The 24,892-nt window shown below is 69.2% G+C and carries 24 protein-coding genes and 1 pseudogene; 11 read left to right on the top strand and 14 right to left on the bottom strand.

Features of this window, described 5'->3' with window-relative positions; genetic code table 11:
• Window positions 1-42: 42 nt before the first annotated feature.
• From SCNRRL3882_RS01195 to SCNRRL3882_RS01185, 3 genes are all read right to left on the bottom strand, one after another.
• Window positions 43-1,515 (bottom strand): glycoside hydrolase family 32 protein, encoded by a 1,473-nt coding sequence (locus SCNRRL3882_RS01195; RefSeq protein WP_010033706.1) that lies wholly within the window; start codon window positions 1,513-1,515, stop codon window positions 43-45.
• Window positions 1,508-2,887 (bottom strand): glycoside hydrolase family 172 protein, encoded by a 1,380-nt coding sequence (locus SCNRRL3882_RS01190; RefSeq protein ID WP_010033709.1) that lies wholly within the window; start codon window positions 2,885-2,887, stop codon window positions 1,508-1,510. Before SCNRRL3882_RS01190 ends, SCNRRL3882_RS01195 begins: the two co-directional genes overlap by 8 nt.
• Before the next feature lie 88 nt (window positions 2,888-2,975).
• On the bottom strand, window positions 2,976-3,980 hold the full coding sequence (locus SCNRRL3882_RS01185; RefSeq protein ID WP_010033712.1) for a LacI family DNA-binding transcriptional regulator: 1,005 nt from the start codon (window positions 3,978-3,980) through the stop codon (window positions 2,976-2,978).
• 447 nt (window positions 3,981-4,427) lie between these two features.
• Between SCNRRL3882_RS01185 and SCNRRL3882_RS01180 the strand changes: the two genes are divergently transcribed.
• The 6 genes from SCNRRL3882_RS01180 (at window position 4,428) to SCNRRL3882_RS42175 (ending at window position 9,387) form a co-directional block, all read left to right on the top strand.
• Window positions 4,428-5,768 carry an ABC transporter substrate-binding protein gene (locus SCNRRL3882_RS01180; protein ID WP_010033715.1) on the top strand — a complete coding sequence of 447 codons (1,341 nt, stop codon included), beginning with the start codon at window positions 4,428-4,430 and terminating at the stop codon, window positions 5,766-5,768.
• Between the two features lie 8 nt (window positions 5,769-5,776).
• Window positions 5,777-6,652, top strand: coding sequence for a carbohydrate ABC transporter permease (locus SCNRRL3882_RS01175; protein ID WP_010033718.1), 876 nt, complete (start codon window positions 5,777-5,779; stop codon window positions 6,650-6,652).
• Window positions 6,649-7,554: a carbohydrate ABC transporter permease gene (locus tag SCNRRL3882_RS01170; protein WP_010033719.1), complete on the top strand. Its 906-nt coding sequence runs from the start codon at window positions 6,649-6,651 to the stop codon at window positions 7,552-7,554. Before SCNRRL3882_RS01175 ends, SCNRRL3882_RS01170 begins: the two co-directional genes overlap by 4 nt.
• Window positions 7,555-7,596: 42 nt before the next feature.
• On the top strand, window positions 7,597-7,791 hold the full coding sequence (locus SCNRRL3882_RS01165; protein ID WP_010033721.1) for a hypothetical protein: 195 nt from the start codon (window positions 7,597-7,599) through the stop codon (window positions 7,789-7,791).
• Between the two features lie 40 nt (window positions 7,792-7,831).
• The gene (locus SCNRRL3882_RS01160; RefSeq protein ID WP_010033722.1) at window positions 7,832-9,013 is read left to right on the top strand and encodes a NosD domain-containing protein; all 1,182 of its coding nucleotides are present in this window, start codon (window positions 7,832-7,834) and stop codon (window positions 9,011-9,013) included.
• Window positions 9,014-9,258: 245 nt separating this feature from the next.
• The gene (locus tag SCNRRL3882_RS42175) at window positions 9,259-9,387 is read left to right on the top strand and encodes a hypothetical protein (RefSeq protein WP_267880831.1); all 129 of its coding nucleotides are present in this window, start codon (window positions 9,259-9,261) and stop codon (window positions 9,385-9,387) included.
• 38 nt (window positions 9,388-9,425) lie between these two features.
• On the opposite strand, the pseudogene SCNRRL3882_RS41530 reads toward SCNRRL3882_RS42175, so the two are convergent.
• Both SCNRRL3882_RS41530 and SCNRRL3882_RS01150 read right to left on the bottom strand, forming a co-directional pair.
• A pseudogene (locus tag SCNRRL3882_RS41530) lies at window positions 9,426-9,689 on the bottom strand (aldo/keto reductase); the annotation flags it as partial.
• A 113-nt stretch (window positions 9,690-9,802) separates the two neighbouring features.
• A complete protein-coding gene (locus tag SCNRRL3882_RS01150; protein ID WP_010033723.1) occupies window positions 9,803-10,471 on the bottom strand; it encodes a TetR/AcrR family transcriptional regulator in 669 nt (222 codons plus the stop codon).
• A gap of 104 nt (window positions 10,472-10,575) precedes the next feature.
• Here SCNRRL3882_RS01150 and SCNRRL3882_RS01145 point away from each other — a divergent pair, with 104 nt between their 5' ends.
• Complete coding sequence (locus SCNRRL3882_RS01145; RefSeq protein ID WP_010033724.1) at window positions 10,576-11,532, top strand: NAD(P)-dependent alcohol dehydrogenase; 957 nt, start codon at window positions 10,576-10,578, stop codon at window positions 11,530-11,532.
• Window positions 11,533-12,167: 635 nt separating this feature from the next.
• Here the strand turns inward: SCNRRL3882_RS01145 and SCNRRL3882_RS01140 are convergent.
• The 3 genes from SCNRRL3882_RS01140 to SCNRRL3882_RS01125 form a co-directional block, all read right to left on the bottom strand.
• Window positions 12,168-12,497, bottom strand: a complete 330-nt coding sequence (locus tag SCNRRL3882_RS01140) for a hypothetical protein (protein WP_010033725.1) — start codon at window positions 12,495-12,497, stop codon at window positions 12,168-12,170.
• A gap of 652 nt (window positions 12,498-13,149) precedes the next feature.
• Complete coding sequence (locus SCNRRL3882_RS01130; RefSeq protein ID WP_231911081.1) at window positions 13,150-13,938, bottom strand: alpha/beta fold hydrolase; 789 nt, start codon at window positions 13,936-13,938, stop codon at window positions 13,150-13,152.
• Window positions 13,939-14,447: 509 nt separating this feature from the next.
• The gene (locus SCNRRL3882_RS01125; RefSeq protein ID WP_010033738.1) at window positions 14,448-14,981 is read right to left on the bottom strand and encodes a GNAT family N-acetyltransferase; all 534 of its coding nucleotides are present in this window, start codon (window positions 14,979-14,981) and stop codon (window positions 14,448-14,450) included.
• A 351-nt stretch (window positions 14,982-15,332) separates the two neighbouring features.
• Here SCNRRL3882_RS01125 and SCNRRL3882_RS01120 point away from each other — a divergent pair, with 351 nt between their 5' ends.
• Complete coding sequence (locus tag SCNRRL3882_RS01120; RefSeq protein WP_010033745.1) at window positions 15,333-16,982, top strand: TlrC/CarA/OleB/SrmB family ABC-F type ribosomal protection protein; 1,650 nt, start codon at window positions 15,333-15,335, stop codon at window positions 16,980-16,982.
• Between the two features lie 364 nt (window positions 16,983-17,346).
• On the opposite strand, the gene SCNRRL3882_RS01115 is transcribed toward SCNRRL3882_RS01120, so the two are convergent.
• From SCNRRL3882_RS01115 to SCNRRL3882_RS01100, 3 genes are all read right to left on the bottom strand, one after another.
• Window positions 17,347-18,042 (bottom strand): GntR family transcriptional regulator, encoded by a 696-nt coding sequence (locus tag SCNRRL3882_RS01115; protein ID WP_010033748.1) that lies wholly within the window; start codon window positions 18,040-18,042, stop codon window positions 17,347-17,349.
• Window positions 18,043-18,369: 327 nt separating this feature from the next.
• On the bottom strand, window positions 18,370-18,963 hold the full coding sequence (locus SCNRRL3882_RS01105) for an alanine racemase (protein WP_269462188.1): 594 nt from the start codon (window positions 18,961-18,963) through the stop codon (window positions 18,370-18,372).
• 91 nt (window positions 18,964-19,054) lie between these two features.
• Entirely contained in the window at window positions 19,055-19,591 is a 537-nt protein-coding gene (locus SCNRRL3882_RS01100; RefSeq protein WP_029181689.1) for a GNAT family N-acetyltransferase, read from the bottom strand.
• 380 nt (window positions 19,592-19,971) lie between these two features.
• Between SCNRRL3882_RS01100 and SCNRRL3882_RS01095 the strand changes: the two genes are divergently transcribed.
• Window positions 19,972-20,493 carry a hypothetical protein gene (locus tag SCNRRL3882_RS01095; protein ID WP_029181688.1) on the top strand — a complete coding sequence of 174 codons (522 nt, stop codon included), beginning with the start codon at window positions 19,972-19,974 and terminating at the stop codon, window positions 20,491-20,493.
• A gap of 665 nt (window positions 20,494-21,158) precedes the next feature.
• The gene (locus SCNRRL3882_RS01090) at window positions 21,159-21,680 is read left to right on the top strand and encodes a DUF4232 domain-containing protein (protein ID WP_040904242.1); all 522 of its coding nucleotides are present in this window, start codon (window positions 21,159-21,161) and stop codon (window positions 21,678-21,680) included.
• 543 nt (window positions 21,681-22,223) lie between these two features.
• Here the strand turns inward: SCNRRL3882_RS01090 and SCNRRL3882_RS01085 are convergent.
• The 3 genes from SCNRRL3882_RS01085 to SCNRRL3882_RS40655 form a co-directional block, all read right to left on the bottom strand.
• Window positions 22,224-22,607: a VOC family protein gene (locus SCNRRL3882_RS01085; RefSeq protein ID WP_029181687.1), complete on the bottom strand. Its 384-nt coding sequence runs from the start codon at window positions 22,605-22,607 to the stop codon at window positions 22,224-22,226.
• Window positions 22,608-22,682: 75 nt separating this feature from the next.
• Window positions 22,683-23,339, bottom strand: a complete 657-nt coding sequence (locus SCNRRL3882_RS01080; protein ID WP_010047248.1) for a maleylpyruvate isomerase N-terminal domain-containing protein — start codon at window positions 23,337-23,339, stop codon at window positions 22,683-22,685.
• A 436-nt stretch (window positions 23,340-23,775) separates the two neighbouring features.
• Window positions 23,776-24,039, bottom strand: coding sequence for a hypothetical protein (locus SCNRRL3882_RS40655; RefSeq protein ID WP_010047247.1), 264 nt, complete (start codon window positions 24,037-24,039; stop codon window positions 23,776-23,778).
• A gap of 146 nt (window positions 24,040-24,185) precedes the next feature.
• On the opposite strand from SCNRRL3882_RS40655, the gene SCNRRL3882_RS01070 reads away from it, so the two are divergent.
• Complete coding sequence (locus tag SCNRRL3882_RS01070) at window positions 24,186-24,869, top strand: DUF899 family protein (protein WP_010047246.1); 684 nt, start codon at window positions 24,186-24,188, stop codon at window positions 24,867-24,869.
• The last annotated feature ends 23 nt before the right edge of the window (window positions 24,870-24,892 follow it).

The raw sequence follows: 24,892 nt of genomic DNA, 5'->3' as shown, positions 1-24,892 counted from the left end.
CGCCGCAGGTCACTGTGTCCCGGCGTGGCATCCGCGCCGGTGTCAGGAGTCGGCGTCTCGGCCGACTCCTTGTCCGGGTGGTGTCAGGTCCCATGCCCCGACCGTGTACGCGGCGGAGCCGACACCCGTGGCACCCATCTGCACGCGCCAGGGCCCGTCGCCGACGGGATACGACCGCAGGGTCAATGTCCGCCCGGCCGCGGTGAAGATCTCCGCGACCGAGTGATCCAGCAGGATCCGCAGGGTCATGTCGGGGCCCTCGGCGGGAAAGCGCCAACTTCCGCCCTTCGCACGGGAGTCGAGGGAAGCGTGGGCGCGGTCGACGACCAGTTCACCGCTGACCAGGTGGTGGACGATGTCGAGGTACTCGGTGCCGTCCCGCGAGGTGAGCAGCCGCAGGCGGCCACCGCGCTCCAGAGTCACGGTCAGATCCGTGGCCCGTGAAACCTCGCCGAGGTCCACCGGCTGCTCTGCGCTCGCCCTGCCCGCTGCGGCGATCCGCCGTTCGCCGCGCAGCGAGAGCAGTTCGCGGGCCGGCCGCTGGACCAGTTCGCCGTCCGGGCCGGGCGTGAGCTCCCGAGGCAGGGAGAGCATGCCCGCCCAGCCGGCCTCGTCGGTCCAGACGCTGGGGGCACCGACGCGTTCCTCGTCCCGGGCCTCCCAGATCCACGCCCACATCAGCCAGCGTCCGTCGGGCGCGTGCAGCAGGGCGGGGGCATAGAAGTCGGGGCCGTGATCGAGGAGTTGGGGCGTCGCCGCGGCTTGGAACTCGCCGTGCTGTTCGCGGCCCGTCCAGTAGATCGCGCAGCTCGCCCCCTCCTGCGGGTCCCAGGCGCTGGCGAGGACCGCGCCGGTGCCGTCGGGGAAGGCCGCGTACTGGGCGCACTCCCAGCCCTCCTCCGTGTTCCGGCCATCCCGCAAGGGGTGCGGCGGACGGGCCAGGAAGATGCCCTCGTACGACCAGTCATCGAGGTCGGCGGAGGCGTACTGCAGGGCGGCGGCGCGTCCGTCCGCGAGGGCCGCGCCGACGAGCATGCGCCAGCTGTCGCCGTCCCGCCACACGTACGGGTCGCGGAACATCGTGGTGCCGTCGGCCGCCTCCGGGATCAGGAGGCTCCCGCGCTTGGTGAAGGTCGTACCGCCGTCGTACGACGTCGCCGAGGTGATCGGCTGATGCCGGCGGTCGTCCCGCTTGGCGGAGTAGAAGGCGGTGAGGCGGCCGTCGTGGGAGACGGCGTTGCCCGACCAGACCCCGCCCTCGTCGTCGCCGCCCGGGGTGGGGGCCAGCGCCACCGGCAGCAGCTCCCAGTGGATCAGGTCGGGGCTGCGGAAGTGGCCCCAGTGCATGTCCGCATGGCGGGCGCTGTGCGGGTTGTGCTGGAAGTAGACGTGGTAGTGGCCGTCGTGGAAGACCAGGCCATTGGGGTCGTTGATCCAGTGTGCCGGCGGACGGAGGTGGACCGCCGGGAAGTGCGTGTCGAGCGCCACCGTCGCCCGGGTCTCGGTTTCAGTCATTGCCGCGCTCGTCGTAACGGCGGCGCACGGCCGCGGCCTGCTTGATGTTCGCCTCGGACTCCTGGAGCGAACGCTCGCCCCGCTGCCGGGTGCGCTCGGCGAGGTGCTCCATGTGGCGCTCGAAGCGGGCCCGGTACCGCTCGCGCATCACGGCGATCTCCTCGGCGACCGCGCCGGACCGCGCGGCGGGCACCGGCATCGGCTGCCCGGCGGGGCGCACCGGCAGGCGCTGCTCCAGCGGCGGGATCGTCGCCTTCGGAGACGGCAGCGTCTGGTACCAGTACGCCGTCGAGGCCCAGTCGTCGGCGAGGTGGTTGCCGTGGCCGTGCTCGATGGAGACCTTGACGCGCTCCTCGAAGCGGACCGGATCGGCCACGTGGAAGCGGTAGTTGACCGAATAGCCGGGCACGTCGGCCTCGTGCAGGATCGCGCCGTGGTACAGGTAGGCGTTCTTCTGCATCCCCCAGGCGTGGTTGAAGTAGTCCTCGGTGCCGGTGCCGTGCAGCGAGGGCGGCCAGCTGGTGGAGCCGTCGGGCAGGAAGTCGTCGTCGATCCAGATCATGTCGTTGCCCTCGCCCCACCAACTGCCCTGCCGGTGATGGACGGAGAGGTTGCAGCCGACGTAGTGACCCCTGCCCTCCGTGTCGAGGACGACGTAGTTGTCCTCACCGGTGACGTCGACGATGTTGACCTCGGGGCTGTTGGTCTGGATGTCGGGCGCCCAGCCGTTGCAGGGGTTGCTGCGGTTCCAGCGGGCGTGGAAGTAGAGGGTGTCCTCGGGCAGGTCCTGCGGGAACAGCTCGTAGTCGATGTAGAAGTACTGCTGGATCGGCAGGTCGTTCTCATTGACCAGCTCGATGCGGGCCCGTTTGTTGAACGGCATCGGCGCCCAGCAGTTCAGCGCCGCGCTGCCGCCGAAGATCAGCGATTCCTCGGGTTTGGCGGAGACGGTGAACAGGGCCGACTGGTAGCTGTTGGGCATGCAGTGGCCGATGCCGAAGAAGTCGCCGAGCGGGACGAGGACGGCGGGCTCCTCCTCGTCGTCCCAGGTGATCCGGATGAGGACCTTGCGGTAGTAGTCCGGGTCCGGCTCCTCCCAGTTGACGCCGAGCGCGTTGTGGATCTCCATCACCGGGGCGACGGTGTCGGCTTCGAGGGGGTCGATCAGGCCGGGGCCGAGGGTGCGGCGGCAGAACTGGGTCATCCAGATGTGCGTGATCCGGCCCGGCCCCTCGAGGTCGGCCAGGACACGGCTGGAGTGCGCGGGGGTCGTCCAGTAGTCCTGGTTGCGGCCCCGCTGGTCCCAGCTGGAGACGCGGGCGGTGCGGGCCCGGGTGGGTCGGGTGAGGTGTTCGAGAGCGTGCGAGGGCATGGGAAACTGACCCCTTCAGTGATGGTTCGCTGAACTCGGGCGGCGGGAGACTGGACCTCTCCCGCCGCCCCCTTGCCGTAGTGGTGGCTCAGGCCGGGCAGCCGCAGGACTCCCGGTAGGTGATCTCCGGCTCCAGACGAATGGTGCGCGGGCGGGCGGTGAGGCTGCCGTCGATGCGGCTGAGCAGCAGCTCCATCGCCGTGGCCCCGATCTCGTGAGCCGGCTGCACGACCGCGGTGATGCCGGGACGGAACAGATCGGTGTGCGGGAAGCCGTCGAACGTGGCGAAGGCGAAGTCCTCGGGCGGGGCCAGCCCCAGCCCCTTGGCCGCCGCCAGCACGCCCACCGCGGTCTCGGTACTGGCGGCCACCACCGCCGACGGACGCTGCTGCCGTAGCACCCCCGTCATGCGTTCGCCGGTGTCGTCCGCCCGGCCACTGCCGGTGACGATCAGCGTGTCGTCGACGTCGATCCCGGCCTCGTCGAGGGCTTCGAGGTAGCCGCGCCGCCGCTCCGCGATGGTGGACACCGCGGTGTCGCCGGCCGCCAGCGCGATCCGCCGGTGGCCGTGCCGTTCCACCAGGTGCAGCACCAGCTCCCGCATGGGCGCGGTGTTCTCCACACCCACCTGGTCGGCCTTGACACCGCCCAGACGGTCGATCAGGACGACCGGTGTGCCCTGGTCGAGCACGGCGGTGACCGCATCCAGGTGGGACCGGGCGACCGGAGCGATGAGGAGACCGTCGACCCGGCGCTCGGCGAGGACCTCCAGCGCCCGTGCCTCCAGCTCCGCGTCCTCTCCCGAGTTGGCCAGGAGCACGGTCAGACCGGCGCTCATGGCCTCCCGTTCGACACCGCGGGCCATCGCCGCGAAGGCCGGTTCGGACACGTCCGTCAGGACCAGGCCGATGGAGTCGGTGCGGGAGCGGCGCAACGCCCGGGCGAGGCTGTCTCGCCGGTAGCCCGTGGCCCTGACCGCCTCCTCGACCCGGGTGCGGGTCTCCTCGCGGACCGGCCGCGTGCCGTTGATGACGTGCGACACGGTGGACGTGGAGACGCCGGCCATCCGTGCAACGTCGGAGATCGTGGCCACTGCCGCTCGCCGCCTCCTCGTGTCGTCGGACCCGGTCCGTGAACGGGTCCGTACCTGCATAACGTCATACGGCCCGCCGGTCCACGTGGTGGGCCGGTTCGCCGTCCGCTCGTTTCGCTCACCGGGAGCCTCATCGGGAGCCAATCGAAACGATTGCGCAGACCTTCGCACGTCGCCACGCAGACCGTCAATGCCTGTGGCCAGCACGCAAGGACAGACTCGGGAAACTTCTCCGTCACGCGGTATTGACACCTCGAAACCAGCGAGGCACCTTTCATCGAAACGTTTGCGTCACGAGCGCAGAGCCGCCCCTATGGCGAGCTTTCGAGCACACCGGACATCCCTCCCGGAACCGACGGCCTGCGTCACGACCGAACATCCCCCGGAGCCCTCTCACCCCCACGCCGGTTCCGCCTCCTCACCCAGTTCCCGGAAGGCAGCAGCACGATGGCGACCTCTCCCCAGCTCGCGCCCCAGACGTCGAGACGGCACTCCGGCATCTCGCGCCGACTCCTGCTCACCGCCACAGCGAGCGCCCTGTTCGTCACGGCCACGGCCTGCGGCTCCGCGGTGAACACGGCGGACGGATCGTCGCCGGACGGTCTGATCACGCTGTCCATGCACAACCCGGACAGCAAGACCCAGGACCCGGCGACCTGGCAGATGGTGCAGGAGTTCAACGAGAAGCACCCCGACATGAAGATCAAGCTGGAGGGCCAGCCGGTCGACCAGCACGAGCAGCGGATGACCATCGCCGCGCAGTCCGGCACGCTGCCGGAGATCTTCTGGGTCTACGACTCTCTCGCCAAGACCATGGTCAAGAGTGACCACCTGCTGGACCTGTCCCCGATCCTCGCCGAGAACGACCTCAGGTCGAAGTTCGCCCCGAGCATGCTCGCCGGCTTCCAGCAGGACGGCGTCCAGTACGGCCTGCCGTACCAGGCGCTGGTCACGGGCTTCTATTACAACAAGGCCATCCTGGACGAACACGAGATCGCCGTGCCGGAGACCTTCGAGGACCTGCTCGCCGCGGTGAAGAGGCTCAAGGCGGCAGGTGTCGTGCCGATCGCGCAGGGCGCGAACAACTCCTCGTTCAGCGTCTGGGCCTTCCTGACCATGCTCGACCGCTTCGGCTACGAGGCGAAGTACCGGGACATCCTGTCGGGCAGGGCGAGCTACGACAACGCCGACTTCCTGCGCCTGTACCGGCACGTGGAGGAGCTGGCGAAGGCCGGTGCCTTCCCCTCCAACATGAACACGCAGACCTACGCCCAGGCCGTCGCCTCGTACACGGACGGCAAGGCGGCCTTCCTGGACGCCGGTGTCTGGGAAGCGGCGAAGATCCAGAAGAGCACCGTGGGCAAGGACACCGGCTTCTGGGCCGGGCCGACCTTCGCCGACGGCGTCGGCGAGCAGAAGCTCGTGATGAACGTCCCGTCGGCGCCGTTCGTCGTCAGCGCCAAAGTCAAGGACGACACGAAGAAGTACGCCGCGGTGAAGGCGTTCATCCAGTTCTACTACAGCGACGCGGGCCAGAAGATCCTCGTCGACAACGCCCAGCCGCCGGTCACCACGTACAAGCCGCGCGTGGACACAGCCAGGAACTCGGTGTTCGCCGCCGTGCTGGCCGAAGCCTCCAAGGCCGGCTGGAAGAGCCCCCAGGCGCAGCCCGACCTGGTCGTCTCCGCGGCCACCGCGAGCGCCATGTACGACAGCTTCTACGGCGTGATGGGCGGCAGCCTCAGCCCCGAAGAGGCCGTGAAGGACGTCCAGAAGACCATCAGGTAGGCATCCCCATGAACTGGCTCACCACACGCCGGAGCTTCGCCCTGATGCTCGCGCCGGCGCTGATCATCTACAGCCTGTACATGATCTATCCGATCCTGTACGCGCTCTACTACAGCTTCACCGACTTCGACGGCGTCTCCGCCAACGGCTTCGCAGGGCTCGACAACTACCGGCAGATGGGCCAGGACGACGCGTTCTGGACGTCGATGCGGAACACCGGGATCATCCTCGGCATCGCCCTGTTCCTGCTGATCCCCCTCGGTTTCCTCCTCGCGATCCTGCTCAGCGGCCGGGTGAAGGGCAGCGGCGCACTAAGGGCGCTCGTCTTCGCCCCGGCGATCATCGCGCCGATCCTCGTCGGCCTGATCTGGATCTTCATCCTGGACCCGAAGATCGGCCTGGTGAACGCCTTCCTGCTGGCGATCGGCGTACCCGCGCATCCGCAGTGGATCGGCGGTCCCACACTCAGCCCGTACTCGATCGGGCTCGTCTACCTCTGGCAGCAGATCGGCTTCGTCCTGACCATCTTCTACGCCGGCCTGCGCATGCTGCCGCGCGACGTGATGGAGGCCAGCAGCCTCGACGGCGCCGGCCGCTGGCAGCAGCTGCGGCACATTCAGATCCCGATGATGCGCGAGACGTTCGGCATCGTCACGGCACTCGTCGTCACCGGCGTCTTCAAGGTCTTCGAGCTCGTCTACGCCCTCACCGGCGGCGGCCCCGTCCACCTCTCCGAGGTCATGGTCAGCTACATGTACCACATCACGTTCACCACCCAGCAGTACGGCTACGGCATGGCCCTGGCGGTGGTGGTGTTCGTGGTCGGCGCGCTCGCCTCCGGGGCAACGTTCCTCGGCAACCGCCGTAAGGGGGACGTCCGTTGAGCACCGACACGCAGGTCGAGAGGTCGCTCGCGTCCTCGGCCGCCCCCACCGATACCCAGCCCAGGCCGCGGCGCCGCAGCCGTGGCCGGATCATCGTCTCGGCGGCCGCCTACCTGATCACCTTCGTGATCCTGTTCCCGCTGCTGTGGATCATGCTGCTGTCGTTCCAGACCAACGACAACATCCTCAACCACCCGTTCAGGCTGACCGACCTCACCCTGGCCAACTACCAGCAGGCCCTGGAGACCCTCAACCTGCTGGTGATGTACAAGAACACGCTGATCCTGGCCGTCGTCTCGGTCACCGTCGGGCTGGTCATCTCCTACATGGCCGCGTTCGCGCTCACCCGCATGGTCTTCCGCAGCGGCAGGCGCCGCACACAGCACACCCTGCGCTTCTACTTCCTGGCCGGCCTCGCCGTCCCGGTCTACATCCTGCTCTTCCCGGTGTACCGGCTCGACATCACCTTCGGCCTGTTCGGCACCTACTTCGCGCTGATCCTGCCGTACATCGCCGTCACGATCCCCTTCAACATCCTGCTGCTGACCGGCTTCCTGCGGGACTTCCCCGAAGAGATCGAACAGGCAGCGGTGATGGACGGGGTCGGGCTGTGGCGGATGGCCTGGAAGGTCGTCTTCCCCCTCATGCGGCCGGTCGTCGCCACCCTGGCCATCCTGAACGTCATCTACGTCTGGAACGAGTTCCCCTTCGCGGTCACCCTCATCAACGACCCGAACATGACCACCGTGTCCCTCGGCGTCTCCCAGTTCCAGGGCGTCTACAGCGTCAACTACGGCGCCATGATGGCGTCCGCCACCCTCGTCCTGCTGCCGCAGCTGGCGATCTACGCGGCCTTCCAGAAGCAGGTCATCGCGGGCATGACCGCGGGCGCCGTCCGCTGACCCTGCCCGCTCGCCCAACTCCCGAGTTCGCGAGGAGTCGTCATGCACCCTGACCAACCACCCGCCCCGTCCCGCCGCACCCTCCTCCGGGGCGCCGCGGCGACGGCCCTGACCGCCGTGGCGTTCCTGTCGGCCGCACCACCCCAGCCGGCCGCCGCGGCCGTCCCGGAAAAGCCCGAGCCCGGCAAGCACGACACCAAGGGACATCCCTACGCCAAGATCGTCGGCCTCCTCTGACCGCCCTGCAAAGCGGACACCTTCGACCGGAAGGACACCCGTGGTCACCACCGTCTACGACGTCACCACCTTCAACGGCAGCGTCTCCCCGTACACCGACATCGGCAAGGTGATCAACGAAATCATCGCCGACATCAAGTCGAACCAGACCACCCAGGACACCAGACCGGGCGCCGTCATCTACATCCCGCCGGGCCACTACGACCTGCTCACCCGTGTCGTCATCGACATCAGCTTCCTGACGATCAAAGGCTCCGGGCACGGCTTCCTGTCCCGGGCCATCCACGACGACACCTCCGACACCAGCAACTGGTTCGAGGTGCAGCCCGGCTCCAGCCACATCCGGGTCAAGCACACCGACGGCACCGACGAGGCGTTCCTGGTCCGGCGTTCCGGGGCACCCGCCGAGGTCGGCCGGCTCAACGGCATCGTCTTCCAGGACTTCTGTATCGACGGCGTGGCGTCCACCAAGCCGTACGTGGAGGGCAACCACAAGATCGGCATTTCGGTGCAGTCGGACAACGACTCGTTCCGCTTCGAGGGGATGGGCTTCGTCTACCTCACCCAGGCCATGGTGGTGAAGGGCGCGGACGCGTGCAGCTTCACCAACAACTTCGTCGCCGAGTGCGGCACTTCGATATCGCTCCCCGGTGCCTCACAGGTCGCGAAGATCACCAACAACTACCTGATCAGCGCCTGGGCGGGCTACTCGGTCTTCGCGGAGAACGCCGAGGGCATCCTCATCTCCGGCAACACCATCCTGTGGGCCTGCAACATCACCCTCATCAACTCCAACCGCTGCACCGTCTCCGCGAACAAGCTGCTGAGCAACTTCCCCAGCATGATCGCCCTGACGAACGGGAGCTCGGAGAACCTGATCTCCGGCAACCACTTCCGCCGGGTGTACGGCGACGGCACCAGCACGCGCTTCGACGACCTCTTCGGCCTGGTCCACATCAACGGTGACGACAACTCCGTCACCGCCAACCAGTTCTCGTTCTCCGTCCCGGCCGCCGGCATCTCCCCGGCCGGAGCCGACCCGACTCTCATCCTCGTCGCGGGCGGCGCCCGGAACTACCTGGCCACCAACAAGATCAAGGCCAACCTCGGCGTCAAGGTCGTCCTCGACTCCTCCTCCACCGACACGAAGATCCTCTACAGCGCCGCGGAGTCCCAGCTCCGCGCGCACACCAACGACTACAAGCTCGTGGCAACCCCCTGACCAGATCACCGAGGCGGGCACGGACGACACGACAAGACTCGCCGCGCCCGCCCCGGCCATGTGCCACGCTCAGAAACCCGGCCGTGCTCCCGCTCCAGGCGGCGTCGCACGCCGGCCTGCGCGGGAACGGTCTTGAGTGGTCAGCGGTCACATTCGAACATGGCAGGCGCCGAGAAACCGTTGCGACGGTCCGATGAGCGGGACAGGGCCTTCGGCCGCGGCGCGGGCCGAGAACACGGTCAGCGGTGCTCGAAGCCGGTCTGCGCGGCGGGGGCGAGGGTGGGTTCGGTGACGGGGACGGCGCCGAGGCCCTGATCGACTGCGGCCGGCAGGTCGTCGGACAACTCGCCCCGGAGGCGGCAGCGTTGGCGTAAACCTGCTCGGGCCGGGAAGCCCCCGTGATCGCTGAGGCGACCTCGCTGCGGCGCAGCACCCAGGCGAGTGCCAGGGTCGGCATGCTCATCCCCGCCTCGTCGGCGATGGGGACCAGGCGCTGCACGGCTTCCAAGGTGGCGTCGCTGTGGACGAGGTCCTGAGACACCGCCGTCTCCACGCTGGCGAACCGGCTCCCTTCCGTAACGGGCTGTCCGGGCTTGTACTTGCCGGTGAGAACACCTTGGGCGAGCGGTGACCAGACGATCTGGGAGATGCCGTTCGCGGCGCACAGGCCGAACACCTCGGCCTCGGGCGCCTGCCACCGCAGCGGCGAGTGAGACACAACGACCGCGTATCGGACCTGTGCCCTGCGCCGCGCCGGTCGACGGTCGATCCGTCGTCCTGCCCTGCTGATCAGACCTGGTGGATCTGCTCGAGGCCCAGGGGCACGGCCGGCGGCAGCGGGGTGCTGCCGCCGGCCGGGAACGACTGGAGCAGGTAGCCGACGAGCCGCCGGGACGCGGCAGCCGCGAGCTGCGGCGGCCCGGCCGTCACGTCCTTGGTGACGCCGTCGATGACCCCGCTGTTGGCGAGCATCAGCAGCGTGATGTCGGCGGGATGGAAATCCGCCCGCAGCTTCCCGGCCTCCTGGGCTCGCCGTACGAGCTCGGCAAGGCCCTGCTCCGCTCGGCTGCGCTCGCGCTCGTAGCCGACGGCATCGGGGAACCGCGACAGGAACGCGGCCGTGAAGCCCCGGTCGGCCGCCTGCATCGCGCACACCTTCTCCACGACCGAGCAGAACCCGCGCCACGGGTCGGGGTCCGCGAGCGCCTCGTCGAGCACCGCGACACACGCCGCGACCTGCTCCGCGAAGACCTCCGTGACCAGCGCGTCCCGGGTGGGGAAGTGCCGGTACAGCGTGGCGGGGCCCACTCCGGCGCGCCGAGCGATCGCCGTGAGCGGCGCGTCGATCCCCTGCGTCGTGAACGCCGCGTGGGCGGCCTCGAGGATCTTCTCGCGGTTGTGCCGGGCGTCGGAGCGCAGCGGCTTGGCGGCGGCTTTCCGAGGGCTCTGAGCAGGCATGTCTCTCACTTCACGATAAGTGGACGGGGTCGCCCGTTTACCACGTTAGCGTCGGGAAGAGGAGCGGAAACCATCCTCCGTCACTTCAGAGACAGGACGATCCCGTGAGCGACATGCGCGCAGCCCTCTTCGACAGCTTCGGCCCCCCGGACGTGCTGTACGAGGGCAAAATCCCGGTCCCGGTCATCGAGCCCCGCGAAGTCCTCGTCCGCGTCCGCACAGTGAGCGTCAACGGGGGCGAACTCGCGGCCCGCGCCGGAAAGCTGCGCCTGGTCACGGGGCGCCGCTTCCCGCAGCGCAGTGGCCTCGACTTCGTGGGCGAGGTGGCCGAGGTCGGCTCCTCGGTCACCGGAATCCGCGAGGGCCACCAGGTATGGGGCCTCCTCGGCCGTACGTTCGGCAGTGCGGCTGAGTACGTCGCGGTCCGGCCCCGGCAGATCGCCCCGGCCCCGGCCGGCCTCACCCCCGACCAGTCCGTCTCCCTCCTCGTGGGTGGCGCCACTGCGATCACCGGCCTGCGCGACAAGGCACGCGTCAGGACCGGAGAACGACTCCTCGTACGAGGCGCGAGCGGTGGCGTCGGCAGTGTCGCCGTACAGATCGGCAAGCTCCTCGGAGCCCGTGTCACCGCGCTCGCGGGCGCCAAGAGCCTCGACTTCGTACGCGAACTGGGTGCGGACGAAGCCCTCGACTACCGGACGACCGGCCCGTCCGACCTGGGCGCGTACGACGTCATCATGGACACGGTCGGCACCGAGCACCCTGTCTACCGGCGGCTGCTCGTGCCGGGCGGACGCATGGTCGCCATCTCGTTCGACTACGACCGCATCGCCGCGAGCCTCGGCTACGTCGCCGGCTCGGCCGTGCACGGATCGCGGCGCGTCCGCTTCTTCAGCGGCAACCCGACGACCTCGTTGCTCGCCGACCTCACGCGGTACGCCGAAGCCGGTTCCCTCCGCCCGGTCGTCGACACCGTCCGTCCCCTCGCCGAGATCGCCGAGGCCCACCGCGCCCTGGAGGCGGGCGGCGTCCAAGGCAAACACGTCATCCAGGTGGCGTGACCCGCATACGCCGCACGCGCCGAGGGCCCGCAGCGCGATCTCGTCCTGGCTCGAATCTCAACGGGCTGCAGCGGCGTGACGCCGTCTTGGCCGCCGGTCCTCCGCTGTGGACAATGACGCCGTTTACCCAGGCGGCGCGGCGGGTGCCCGTACGGACGAGGTCGAGGAGCACCTCGTGCGGGGTGACGTTCCGTTCGGCGGCGATCTCTTGTGCCATGCCCAGCCGCCTCAACGACGAAGTCAACTGGCTCCACGCGCTCTGAGGAGTTGAGGAAGCCTCTGTCTCGCGCGCCGAGGCGGGCTTCTCGTGCCCGGCATAAAAAGGCCCAGCAGCTGCAGGACTGGTACGGCCGACCTGCTGCGAACGCGTGGGCCGACGAGCAGCGCGACGCCTGGCACACCGCATGGCAGGCCTGGCTGGACGCTGCCCGCGAGGTCGAGAACGCCGTGACCGAGCGCGAAGGAACAGGGCACCGCGCGGAACCAGGTCGAGGCGGATGTGCAGGAGGCGCCCTGCCACCCGGCGCCGGCTTCCTAACGGCCCCGTCACGAGGCCTGGTTGGGGCTCAGTCGCCTAGAGGCTAACGCTCCATGATCGTGGTGAGGCTCGAGTGGGCAGCTCCCTGCGCGCGGAATCAGCAGTGGTCTTCGACGTAGAGCATGCGGCGTCCCGGCTCGGCGCGGAACTCGTGAGCCAGGTAACGGCCGGTCGGCGACGTTCCGCCGGGGCCCTTGTACCCATCTTTGATCCGGTCCCAGAGCATGGGACGTTCGGTCTCCGTCGTAAGCCGGGGGCTCGTACCGCCCATGTCCCCCCAGACCACAGGTGTGGTGGCGTCCTTGACGAGCCGACGGACGACGCGCAGATCAAGCCGCTTGCGGTGGAGAACCCAGCTCGCCCCTTCGTCATCGAGGAGCGTCAGGGGTTCTTTGACGCTGTCGGGGTTCACGGGAAACGGCTGCATTCCCTGAGTCTTCCAGAGGCTTCCCTGGGCCAGATGGTCAGCCGGAACTCGGTCTGATGCACACAGTCATGTCATGCGGCCGTTCAAGGCCCACCGGACGTTGACGCGTCGGCGGGCGAGGGCGGAGTGGAAGCGGAGCCGCCGCGACTCGCGCTGCTCCGCTTCCAGGGGCGCGTGCACGAGCGCGACCTGGCACATCACTCCGCCGTCGGCGTCGAGCCCTCAGTCGGGCGCCGCAGCACAGCCTGAAGTGCCGACATGCAGGTGAAACAGTGCTTGTCCGTTGGTTCTCGACTATTGGGCTCTTGCAGTCTCTTGGCCCCACAAAGGGTGCCGGTCTTGTCGGTAGTCAGGACGTGCCACGCAGCTTGTCCTGACACGTCTGGGCCGCACCACATCTCGTGCATCATCAACTCCCGCCAGCTCACGACAGAGGGCACTGCCATTCGAGCACGGCGGGGAGCAGACGGCGTCCCGTGTCTGCCATGTGGGTGAGGCAGGCCGCCCGCTCCAAGAGGTGGGCCGTGTGTCGAGAAGGTCGTGCCCGACGGGACCGCCGCTCGCCCGGAGGTACGGCGCATTCGCGTGCGCGTGCTGCCACCGGGCCCACAGGCGTCGACGTTGCGGTGATGCAGAAATGATGGGGTCCAGTTCATCCGCTGGTGGACTCGAGCACTGCGCGGATGACCTTCTCGGGGTCGTCGGACATCGGTGAGTGCCCGCAGCCCTTCAGCGCGATGTGCCGGGCGCCAGGCAGCAATCGTGCTGCTCTGAGCGCCTGGTGGGGCGGGGTCATCAGGTCCCGTGTGCCCCAGGCGACCGTGACCGGGACCGGTACCTCAGGGGTAAAAGCCCGCAGTCGGTAAGCGCTCGCCGCGCGCCGCGTCGGTTCGAAGCCGGGCGAGCGGGCCAGGTTGCGCAGCGCACCGGCGGCCGCCGCCTCCGGGATCCGCCAAGGCCGTGCGACGAGCTGCCAGAAGGCCAGGGTTCGGCCGATCGGGTGGCCTGCGATCCAGCCGGGGCGTTCGGCGCATGCCCGTGCCATCGCGTGGGCGACGCGGAGTGAGCCGAGGGCGTAGGCGGCCTCGGGGCGGGTCCACAGGCCGACGGGGGACAGTGCGACGGCGCTTCCCGCCGCGCGGCTACGGACGAGTTCCAGCGCGACGGCCGCTCCGAGGGAGTTCCCCACGACGGGTGGGCGGGTGAGGCCGGCGCCGGAGAGCCACTCGGCGACGGCGGCGGCCAGCGCCTCGACGGTGGGCGTGGTTCCGTCCAGGAGCGGGGGGCTGTCGCCGAAGCCGGGGAGGTCGACGGCCACCACCTCGCGCTCGCGGGCGAGACGCTCCAGGATGGGCGCCCAGCCGTCCCGGTCCAGTTGGAGGACGACCACCAAGGGCGGCCCGCTCCCGAGTCGCCGGGACGCCAGTGTCATGTCCGACATAGCTGGCATCGTAGGGAACCGCCCCAGGACACGCACCCGCCCGCGGAAGCACGTCCCCCTCCAACCCGACCGAAAAATGGACCCGCTCCGGGCCTGCCATTCCCGGTGCTGGAGCCGCCGCGACTGGCCTGTCCGGCGCTCGGCACGGGCACGCCACAGGAACCCAGGCCCGTCGCGGGGGTCAGCGGCCCGTGCGCAGTCATCGCCCCCTCCTGGACCCTGCTGCTGGCCGAACCGGCGACTCCGACGTCCACCGATGAACTGGCCCACCCGCAAAGTGCTCTCCGCCGCCAGGGTGTCCCAGCACCTCCCGGCACTGTGCCGCGCGGGCCTGGTCAGCGCCCCACCGAGCGGGCCGCTCCATGTCTACGCCCGCACGCCGCCGCCGAACCCGATTCTTTCGTGCCTGCCTCAGGCCGGACCGTCGCACGGGACGCGTACTCAGTCCTCTGGTGAAGGGGGGAGCCCTGTCATGGCCACCAAGTCGACTCAAGCCGGGCGCGCGGGTGCTACCCCTGGTACTGCGTCAGGTCGATGCCATATACCGCCAGGTCGTAGCCATGGACCGGGTGTCGCGCGGTGCCTTCGGCCTGCAAGCCGAGTTTGTCGAGTACGTTCGCGGAGGCCCTGTCGCCCGTCCGGCGTACGGCGACCACGCGGTCGAGGCCGCGGTCCTGCAGGGCGAACTCCAGGGTGGCGTGGGCCGCTTCGGAGGCGTACCCCTGCCCCCAGAACACCCGCCCGAGCCGCCAGCTGATCGCCGGCTGGCCGGCGACCTCGGCCGGAGCGTCGGCCACGGACAGGCCGACGGCGCCCGCCAACTCACCGGACCCCAGGAGCTCGACCGCGAACATCCCGAATCCTTCCTCGTCCCACTCCTCCTCCCACGCCTCGATGTCCTCGGCGGTCAGCTCCAGGGAGCGCGGCCTGCCGTCGCCGATGCCCTGCATCACCACTGGATCGGCGTGGATCTCGGACAGGGGGAGAAGGTCGTCGTCAAGCCATCGACGCAGGACAAGACGGGGAGTGCGGATCTCGGTCATGGTTCCATCCTGTCGACACGACGGTGAGAGTGCGAACTGCGCCCCCTTGTCCCAGCGGAGGCATCCGCTGCGCCGACCTCTACGGAGCCGTGCTCGCCGAGTTGCGCGGCGACCACCGCGGCCCGACCCACGGGCTACTACGGACATGCCGCTCGGCGCGCAACCGACTAGGCGAGACGTATCGTCTTGTCAAACCGCTCAGTGTGCCGTACCGTCCTTCGCATGGGTTCCCTGTGAGACAGCCGGCGCCGACCGCGTAGAGCACCGTTCAGCCGTCGTCGCGCCTCGCGTGCAGCCATCCACCCCGATCCGGCCCGGGCTGAAATCCGCGCGGCCAGGAGGGATCCGATCTTGCACACCTCACAACTCACCCTTTCCCACGTCACCAAGCGCTACCCCGGCCACACCGTCCTCGACCAGGTCTCCTTCACACTGAAGCCGGGCGAGAAGGCCGGGCTCATCGGTGACAACGGCTCCGGCAAGTCCACCCTCCTCAGGCTCATGGCCGGTCAGGAGCGCCCGGACAACGGCGAGGTGACCGTGACCGCCGCCGGCGGCATCGGCTATCTGCCGCAGACCATCCCCCTGCCCCCGACCGCCACCGTCCAGGACGCCGTCGACCTGGCCCTTGCGGACCTGCGTGCCCTGGAGGGGGAGCTGCGCCGGGCCGAGCAGGCGCTCGGCGACGGCGAGGACCCTGCGGCACTCGCCGCGTACACCGCGCTCCTCGGGCGCTATGAAGCCAGGGGCGGCTACGGCGCCGACCACCGGGTGGACATCGCCCTGCACCACCTCGGCCTGCCCGCCCTCTGCCGTGAGCGCCGACTCGGCACCCTCTCCGGCGGCGAGCGGTCCCGTATTGCCCTGGCCGGCGTCCTCGCCGGCCGCCCGGAGCTGCTGCTTCTGGACGAGCCGACGAACGACCTGGACGATCAGGCCGTGCGGTGGCTGGAGACGCAGCTACGGGCGCACCGCGGCACGGTGCTCGCCGTCACCCACGACCGCGTCTTCCTCGAGCGCCTGACCACCACGGTCTTGGAAGTCGAGGCGGGAAAGGTCACCCGCTACGGCGACGGCTACACCGGCTACCGCACGGCGAAGGCGGCGGAGCGCCACCGCCGGCTCCAGGAGTACGAGGAGTGGCGGTCCGAGCTGGCCCGCAACGAGCGGCTGGCCGCCGGTCAGGCCGCCCGCCTCGACACCATTCCGCGCAAGGCGCCGCTGGCCAACTTCGGCCACGGCGGCTTCCGCGCCCGCGGCCGGGCGCACGGCGCGATGGCCCGCATCCGCAGCGCCCGCGAGCGGGTCGAGCGGCTGACGGCAAACCCGGTGGCGCCGCCGCCGGACCCGCTGGCCTTCACGGCGCGGATGAGGACGGCGGGGGACATCGCGGGGGGCAACAAGACCGCTTCCGTGGAGATCCCCGCCGTACAGCTGTCCGACGTACGCGTAGGAGACCGCCTCCACCTGGACTCCCTCACTCTCGACCGCAGCGGCCGGCTTCTCGTCACCGGCCCCAACGGCGCCGGCAAGACGACGTTGCTGAAGCTGCTCGCCGGTGAACTGCGGCCGGACGGGGGATCGGTGCGGGTGCCGGGCCGGGTGGGCCATCTGCGCCAGGACGAGACGCCGTGGCCGCCGGACCTGACGGTGGCCGAGGCGTTCGCGCTGGGCCGCGTGGGCTCTGCCGACGAGCACGCCGATGACCTGCTTGCCCTCGGCCTCTTCCGCCCGGCGCAACTGCGCTTGCGCATGGGCGAGCTGTCGTACGGCCAGCGCCGCCGTGTGGAGCTGGCGCGACTGGTCTCGGAGCCCGTCGACGTCCTGCTGCTCGACGAGCCGACGAACCACCTGTCGCCGGCGCTGGTCGAGGAACTGGAGGAAGCGCTGACCGGCTACTCGGGGGCGATCGTGCTGGTCACCCACGATCGCGCACTGCGGACACGGTTCCAGGGCAGGCATCTGGAGCTGCCGGAGACAGCGGAAATCCGGGTCGGGTGACAGTCGGCCCGTGTTCTATCGGACTGCCACACCGTCGGCTCCCGACCACGGGAGCGCAGTCAACTCCATCCGACCGGCATCGAATCGATCGCCTTCCTCCGGCCGACTGGGACGCTCACAGTGGCCAGGGTTGTGTCTCCATCGGAGATCGGAGATCGGAGATCGGAGATCGAAGGCTGGCGCTGCGAGTTGTAACGGGCAGCTTCCGCAGCCTTCCGCCGCCGGACCTGACCGCAAGACGACGCCGCCCCTCCCGCAGACGCGGGGGAGAGGCGGCGTCGTCAGGCGGCGGGGGCGGGCGTCTCGGGCAGGTCGCGCGACGTGTGTTCGTTCACCGCACATCCCCTCCGGTCAGGGGCGGTCATCAGACGCTGGGTAGCGCCTCAGGTCCGGTCGCCGCGTGCCCGTTGCTTCCGGCCTGGCCTCGCAGCGCTGATTGGAAGTGCTGCGCCAGTTCCCGCTTGAACGCATCCGTGTCGCCTTCCAACGCGACTGCGGCCAGCCTCGCGTGCTCGACGGCGATGTCGTGCAGGTCGCTGTAGGACGGGTGGTCGACCAGGAGGTAGAGGCGCAGCTTGGTCTCCCAGCCGCTCCAGAGGCTGCGCAGCGTCCCGTGTCCCGAGAAGTCGTAGAACAGCCTGTGGAACTGAAGGTGCGCATCGACGCTGGCCGGGATGTCGTTCTTCTCGGTCGCGCGGTGCAGTTCCTCGATCGTCTGCGTCAACCTGGGCTGCTCGGGCCCACGGAGCGCTTCGATGGCGAGCTCCGCGGCATAAGGCTCGACGAGCAAGCGGATCGAGGCGATCTCGGCGATCTCCTGAGCGCTGACCTCGACGACGAACGCCCCCCGGAACGGGACCTTCACGACCAGGCCTTCCTCCTCGAGCCTGGTCAGCGCCTCGCGCAGCGGGGATCGGCTGATCCCGAGATCCGTCGCGATGTCCCTTTCACGCAACTGTCCACCGGGAGGCACAGTCCCGTCGAGAATGGCTCCACGCAGCACGCGGTAGACACCCTCCGGGGTCGTCGTCCGTTCCAACCCTCCGAACTTGGGGTCCATCCCGGTCACCTCTCTGGTCGGTTGTCGACCACACAGGTTACAGCTCGGCCACGCCGCACGGCGCCATCGGGCGGGACCCCAAGCAGGGCGGTGGAGGACCGCCCGGTCAAGGGCGCGGCAGGCCCAGGAGGACCGGCAGGTCAGCGATGTCTGTGATCCGCTCGTACCCGAGCCGGCCGCAACGGCGGCATGGCCACCACGGGTTTGTCGATCGGGTTCCGCGACGCGATCTCCCGCTACGGCTTCGACACCGCCAAGCGGTATCTGATGGCCTACCACGACGCGGTCGACACCCCGCGGGCTCGGGTAACGAGGCCCCGGGGCCCGTCAGCTGAGGAACCCGCGGGCGTCGACCGGCCCCCGCTGCAGCGACGTGCCTGCACATGCGAGGAATCCGTGGTACTCGTTGAGCTTGGACAGGACGGCCTTCGTGCGGGGGACCCGACCGTAGCCGAGTTCGGGGCTGCCTTCGCGGCTGAGGGCCTTGGTGCCTACATCGAGGATGAGCTGGTCGGGGACCCAGTCGCTGACCACGGTGGCAGCGACGAACAGCGCGATCTGGTCGTCCGTGCAGGCGCCGAGCCGGGTGTTGTTCAGGTCGCAGAAGACGTACTCGCCGGGACGGATCTCGGTGATCACGCTGCTGGTGGCGAACTCGACGGTGGGCGTGGAACCGGCGCTGACCACCGCTGCGGTGATGCCGACGCCGGCGAGGCTGCGTACGGCGGTGGTGAGCGCGGCATCCTGGTCCTGCGCGGCGCGCTCGCGAGCGTCCCGGCCGGAACTGCCGTGACCTGGATACGTGAAGACGCCCACCGGCACCAGGCCGCGCTTGCGGGCGGCGAGTGCGAGGTCGCCCGCAAGCTCGGGCGGGGCCCCGGAACGACGGGCGCCGCAGTCGACCTCGACCACGACCTGCAGTCGGTCCGGTTCGTCTCCCCTCGATCCGCGTGGCGGCTCAAGATAGCCGCAGGATTGTCCTTCATCTTGGCGGACGGCGGTGCCGGGCTCGTCACATAGGGAGCGAGAGCAGCCGTACCGGCCCTGAGGGCCAGCGGGCGTCGTCGCGCAGGGGCGTCACCATGGTCCGGAGCGGCATGGTCACCAGGCGGGCTTCGGGTTGTTCGACGAGTACCTCCTCGTCGAGCGGGTGCCATCCGAGGCGCTGGTAGAGGGACACGAGGGGAGGACGGCAGAAGAGGAGTGCATGCTGAGGACCCATCGTGCGGGCGTGCTCCAGTGCGGTTGCGACGACGAGCCGCGCCAGCCCCTGACCTTGCATGCCGGGTGCGACGGCCACTCCGCCGACGCCCACCACCTCTGTCTCGGCGTCGCCGATCGTGACAGGCAGTCGCAGCAAGCCGGCATGTGCCACGAGTCGGCCGTCGTGCCTGATGCCGAAGTGCTCTTCTTTCGGCAGCCAGCTCAGACCGGTCCAGGCGACACCGAAGGGATCATCGCTGTTGCCCAGGATCTCCTCCTGGTCCGCCTTCGTGTACTGGGCAAGCCGCACCACAGCCCTTGCCACAGTGGATCGGTTCTCAGACATCCCCACATGATGATCTCTCCGCCGAGCACTGCCAAGCGATTCCCCAGCCGATCTGCGCCAGACCTCTGACGTGCGGTGGCGAGGGCGCCGTGTCCATCCGCAAAGACAACCCGCACGGGGGCGAGGGTCCCGACTCGCAGGCACCGCCACCCCGAAGGGGCGTCGGCCGACCAGAGATACGCGCGCACATCTGGGGGCCATGGAACGGCAAGCCTTGGGCTGTACCGACCCTTGTTCACAAGGGTCGGGTTATCTCACCAGGACGACCACGCTTTCGGAGCTGTTGGGCCGCTGGCCGGGCTCCTGAATCGGAAGGGTATGGCGCATCACGGGACGACGGCGTGGGCATGGCGCCGGCCGGCGGCGGGCAGTGCTGAACCATGGCTACGGATGGTGGCGTTGTGCCCGGCGTGCAGGTCTGCTCTCTCAAGGTCGATACGCCGCAGCTGATCGCGCCGGGGACCGCGTACAAGATCGTCCGTTTCCCCTTCGGCGTGGCGGAGTCGAAGGACCCATTCGAGATGCACCAGGCCGTCCAGCCGGACGGCTACGTGGTGAGTGACTGGGCGACAGACGACCGCAGCGGCCTGATCTGGCCGTCCAAAGCCGGCTGGGGCCACCTGCACGCGATGATCCAGTGGGAGGCCGCCAGCGGCATGGGCGGCTACAGCGAGCTGCGCGACCAGTACGTACGTGACCCGCTGGGCCTGACGCCCAACCCCAACGACACCACGGCGACCGAGCACCGCACGCCGACGCCCGGCGGCCAGTTCTACGTCAAGAACCACGGCGTCTTCATCGACCCGGGCACCCCAGTCGCGCTCCGTGTCACGCACAACGACGCCAACCCGCGCCTTCTCACCCTCGCCGAGTTCAAGCTCGTCATCCACGATGCCGCCTGACGAGGTCGTGCATCGTTGGCGGTACGACGAGGAGCTCCCTGATCGTTGATTACGAAGGTGTGGTGGGGGACGCGACTCGTGCCGTGGTCATCAGCCACCGGGGGATCACGGGCCTGGCGGCGGATGTTCGCGGCAAATTCCAGGCCCTGAGGCTTGTCCTGCATCGATCGATCGTGAGTCAGACCGCCTGCGAGTCCTGGGCACCGAGGCCACCACGCAGGGCTTCCTCGCAGTCATCCAGATTTGGACCGAGCCCTACCGCCTTGCCCACACCACATGGCCACGGTCGTCCGGCCGTGAGCTTCTGTATGTCCCGTTGCTGACGCGCGCCGGTCGACGGTGTGAAGTTCGGTGGCAGGCGTCGAACCCCGGCCGGGGGCGTGGACCCGCGCTTCGCTGCATCACGGTCGGCTTCAGACTCGCTCTCCCCGGATTGCGGGGGCGCCGGCACCTGGCACAGGCCCGCTCACGGGATCAGCGGCTCCCCGTGTCCGTGTCCCGGCACCCCGTTCCAGGCCGTCGGCGTCTGTGCTGGTCAGTGCCCGTTCCAGCGTTCCGGCGTCCCATAGTGAGCGTCTTGTGTGGTGGGCGGGACGGATGGCGGAACAAGCTTCGGTCGTCCAAGCAGTTCGCTGGACGACCACTTCAGCACCATGGAGATCTCGATGCGATCCCTCTTCGCCGCCCGCTCTGCCCGTCTCGCCCTGGTCGCCCTCGCGTCCGTGGCCCTGGCCGCCACCGCCACCGCGAATGCGGCGGCCGATAGCCGGAGCACCACCGTGCGGGCCTGCAAGACCAACGATCTGACGTTCAAGGTCAGCTCGAAGACGCAGGCGGGTGGCTACTACCTCGTCACTGCCAAGGCCAAGTCCGGTGTCACCTGCCACCTGAAGGGAGTGTTCCCCTCCGCGTCCTTCGGCTACACCCCCGACACCGCGGTGTCGGCGGCCGAGCATGCCGTCAGCGAGGATGTCCTTCTCTCCGGCTCCACCGCCGCCTACGCCGGCATCAATCCGAAGACCACCGACAACGACTACGGCAAGCAGTTCGAACTGCTCCACCTCTCCATCGCGGGCGACGAGGCCAACACCATCACCCTCGACCTGCCCGACACGGCCACGGTCGACAGGCCCATCGCCACCAACTGGCACGCCGACCCCGCCGACGCCGTTCCCTTCTCCGGCTGATGCCTGCACCGGGAGCCTCCGCCGGGCCCGGTGACAGGAGGGTCACCCACCAGCGGACCGGCACCGTCGGTCCCCCGTCCTGGTGACGCGAGCGCGTGCACCCCTCCGGCCAGGGGGTGCACGCACCGACTGACCGCCGTCCAGACCGGCAAGCTCACCATCGTCGCCACCACCTCGCCCGACTCGATCACGAAGGGCCCAACGCGCAGAGGGTTCCTCGTCGTGGCCGTCCTCCGGCGCCGGTGCGAAGGTAGCGGGTGGTGAAGCGGCGGTCGCGGGCTGCCCGGTGACCGGAGTGGAGGCGGCAGGCGGGGTGCGCGCGGGATCGGGAGGGCGCCTCCTTACCGCCGCTCGTCAGCACCGCGCCGACGGTGGCACAGACGGCGAGCATAGGTGCGGCTGGGCCCTGCCCCGTTTCAGTGGGGGAATGGGCCCGTGCCAGCGGTGCGCCTTACCGCCTGGTCACGGCCTTCTACAGGGCATTGCGCGGTGGTTCACATGAAGGTGTCGCTCGCATGCCCTCAGGCAGCGTGGTCGCCGCCGTTACTTGCTGGGCGTCAAGCTTTCGCATGTGATGAGGCAGAAGGGGTGTCCAACTGGGTCGGCGTACACGCGGTAGCCGATTGGCTTGTCCGACCCTTCGAGCAACGTGGCGCCCAGGGCGAGCACCTTCGCCTCTGCAACATCCAGGTCCTCGACCATCACATCAACGTGCATCTGCGCCGGACGATCGGGATCGGGCCACTGGGGCGGCCGGAAACCGCCGACACGCTGAAAGGTCACGGTCTGCGTGCCGGTTGTGTCCGCGAGCACCACATAGTCAGACGAGTCCTCCACCCGCGGCAGCGACAACAGGCTCTCGTAGAAGCTCGCGAGCTCAGACGGGGCAGGACAGTCAATGACGAGAGAGAACAGGCGTCCGATCATGTTGATCACACTATGCCGCGCATGGCGACCGCTCTCAGCGGAGGTCTGGCCACCCTCCCGGCGGCGACACCTGGCCTAGGCCCGGGGCGTGCCGTCCCACCGCCATGTGGTCAGACGAGGGCGCTCCTGCAGTTCGGCCCGTCCGGTGGCCCACAGCAAGGTGGGCCATGGGTCGGTGGACGACGGTGCGTCCGGAAACAGCCGGGCGAGCACCCGCGAGCACAGATCTGCGGGCGGGTCCCAGGCGAGCCCGAGCCCTTGGGCAAGGTCGTGCGTGTGCACCAGGGTCTCCACGATCCCCATCGCGGCGAAGCCCTCGGCGTCGGATGTGCCGAAGACGTGGTAGGCGCGAACCTCCGGAGAGGTCGTGCGCACCATGGCGACCAACAGCGCGCCGCTGGCCTCCAGCACCTGCAGCAAGCCGGTGGGCCCCGCCTTACGGTCCGCGTGAACGGCGTTCGCAGGGCCGCCGGTCCGCCTGCTCTCCCACACGAAGGGCACCTCGCCGGCCAAGGGCGGTGTCCTGGGGCCCAGTTGCACGGCGTATGCGAAGAGGTCGTCGCTGAGGTGCTCGACGGTCTCCCAGCAGTCCCATTCCAGGGAACCCGCCCTTCTGTCCCACGCGGCTGAGGGCGCCTTGCGCAGGACCGCCACAGCGAGCTGCACGGCAAGATCGAGGTCATCCGCGGTGACGGAGGACGGGGAGAGATCAATCTCGGGTGATCGGGACATGGCAGGACCGTATCCCGAGGGGAAGGACTCACGCCCTCCTTTTGGGGGAGCGGCAGGGGGACTTCGTCCGTGGGTGGCCTGCGATCCCCAGCGGCTGATCTGCGGGATCGGCCCGACCGTCCCGGCAGCGTCAGCTGCTCGTTTCGCCTTGCAAGCCCATGACAATGACCCCGCGCATCTCAAAAAGGGTGCTGTCCCCGCGGATCTCAAAAAGAGTGCTGTCCTGGCGGGTGCCGTGCCAGCGCCACTACGACCACTCGGTACCGTCCGCGTGAGCCGAGGCCAGCAGTTCCGCCCTGAGGTCGGGGACCTGGCGGGCTGCTCACTGCGGTGGTCGGGGCAGAAACACTCGACGAACGCCTCCAGGCCATGGTCATTGATCGCCTGGCACAGCCGCTGCGCAACCATCATCCGCTCCCGTACCGCCGCCCAAGGCTCAGCCCGGGCCTCCGCCTCCGCCGCCTCCGCCGCCTCCGCCGTCGCGGTTCTCGGGGAGTCCGAGGCGGAGTGCGAGACGGACGAGGCGTTCGATGAACTCCTCGGGGATGTCACCGCCGGATGGCGAGGGGCCATCCGCGATGGGCGGGGAGGTCTTGTGCTCCTCGCAGCCGCAGTGGGCCGTGGCGTGCGGAGCGGCTGCGAGCAGGGTCGCGGTAAGGACCGCGGCGACGGCAGCGCCGCGGCCGGTTCGAGCGGGCATGTGGACCTCCACCGGTTGGCCCACTTCGCTCAACTGTCGCCGACCGTGGAGCCGCCATAGACTCGAAAGGGCCGGTTCGGGACCGCGGGAGCGGGGAGCACGTGATCCGGATCGAGGCCGGGGGATGGCCAGCCCAGGAGGACGGGATGTTGCGGCACACCAGACTGGCCGGCGAATCGGCGGAGTACCTCGCCGCTCGCGAGGAACTGCGCTTGGCCGAGATCGACCTCATGCGGCACAGAGAGAAGGTCGCGGCGCAGCGACGGGCGCTCCCTCAGGGGCCACCCGTCGACGATTACGTCTTCATCGAGGGCCCCGCCGATCTGGACGCCGGCGACACACCGGTCCGCGAAGTTGCCTTGAGTCAGCTCTTCACGGCCATGGACCGCCCGCTGATCGTCTACCACTTCATGTACGGCAAGGCGCAGACCGACCCCTGCCCGATGTGCACTCTCTGGATCGACGGCTTCAACGGCATCGCCCACCACATTGCACGGAACGCCGACTTCGCCATCGCCGCGGCCGCCGACGTGCCCACCCTCCGACAGCACGCCCGCAACCGCGGCTGGCACCGGCTACGGCTCCTGAGTTGCGGTGACAGCACGTTCAAGTACGACCTGGGCAGTGAGGACAAGGACGGCGAACAGGACTCCACCGTCTCCGTCTTCACCCGCGACGGCGACGGCACGGTCCGTCATTTCTACTCCGCGCACCCGCGCATGGCCGACGACGTCGATGAGCGCGGTATCGACCTCCTGACCCCTGTCTGGCACCTCCTGGACCTGACCCCGCAGGGCCGCGGCGGCTGGTACCCGAGCGTCGACTACTGACCCCCGGCGGCCGATGGCGGCGG

This window comes from Streptomyces chartreusis NRRL 3882, assembly GCF_900236475.1.
GTDB classification, from domain to species: domain Bacteria; phylum Actinomycetota; class Actinomycetes; order Streptomycetales; family Streptomycetaceae; genus Streptomyces; species Streptomyces chartreusis_D.
This window is presented reverse-complemented; position numbering and strand designations above follow the sequence as displayed.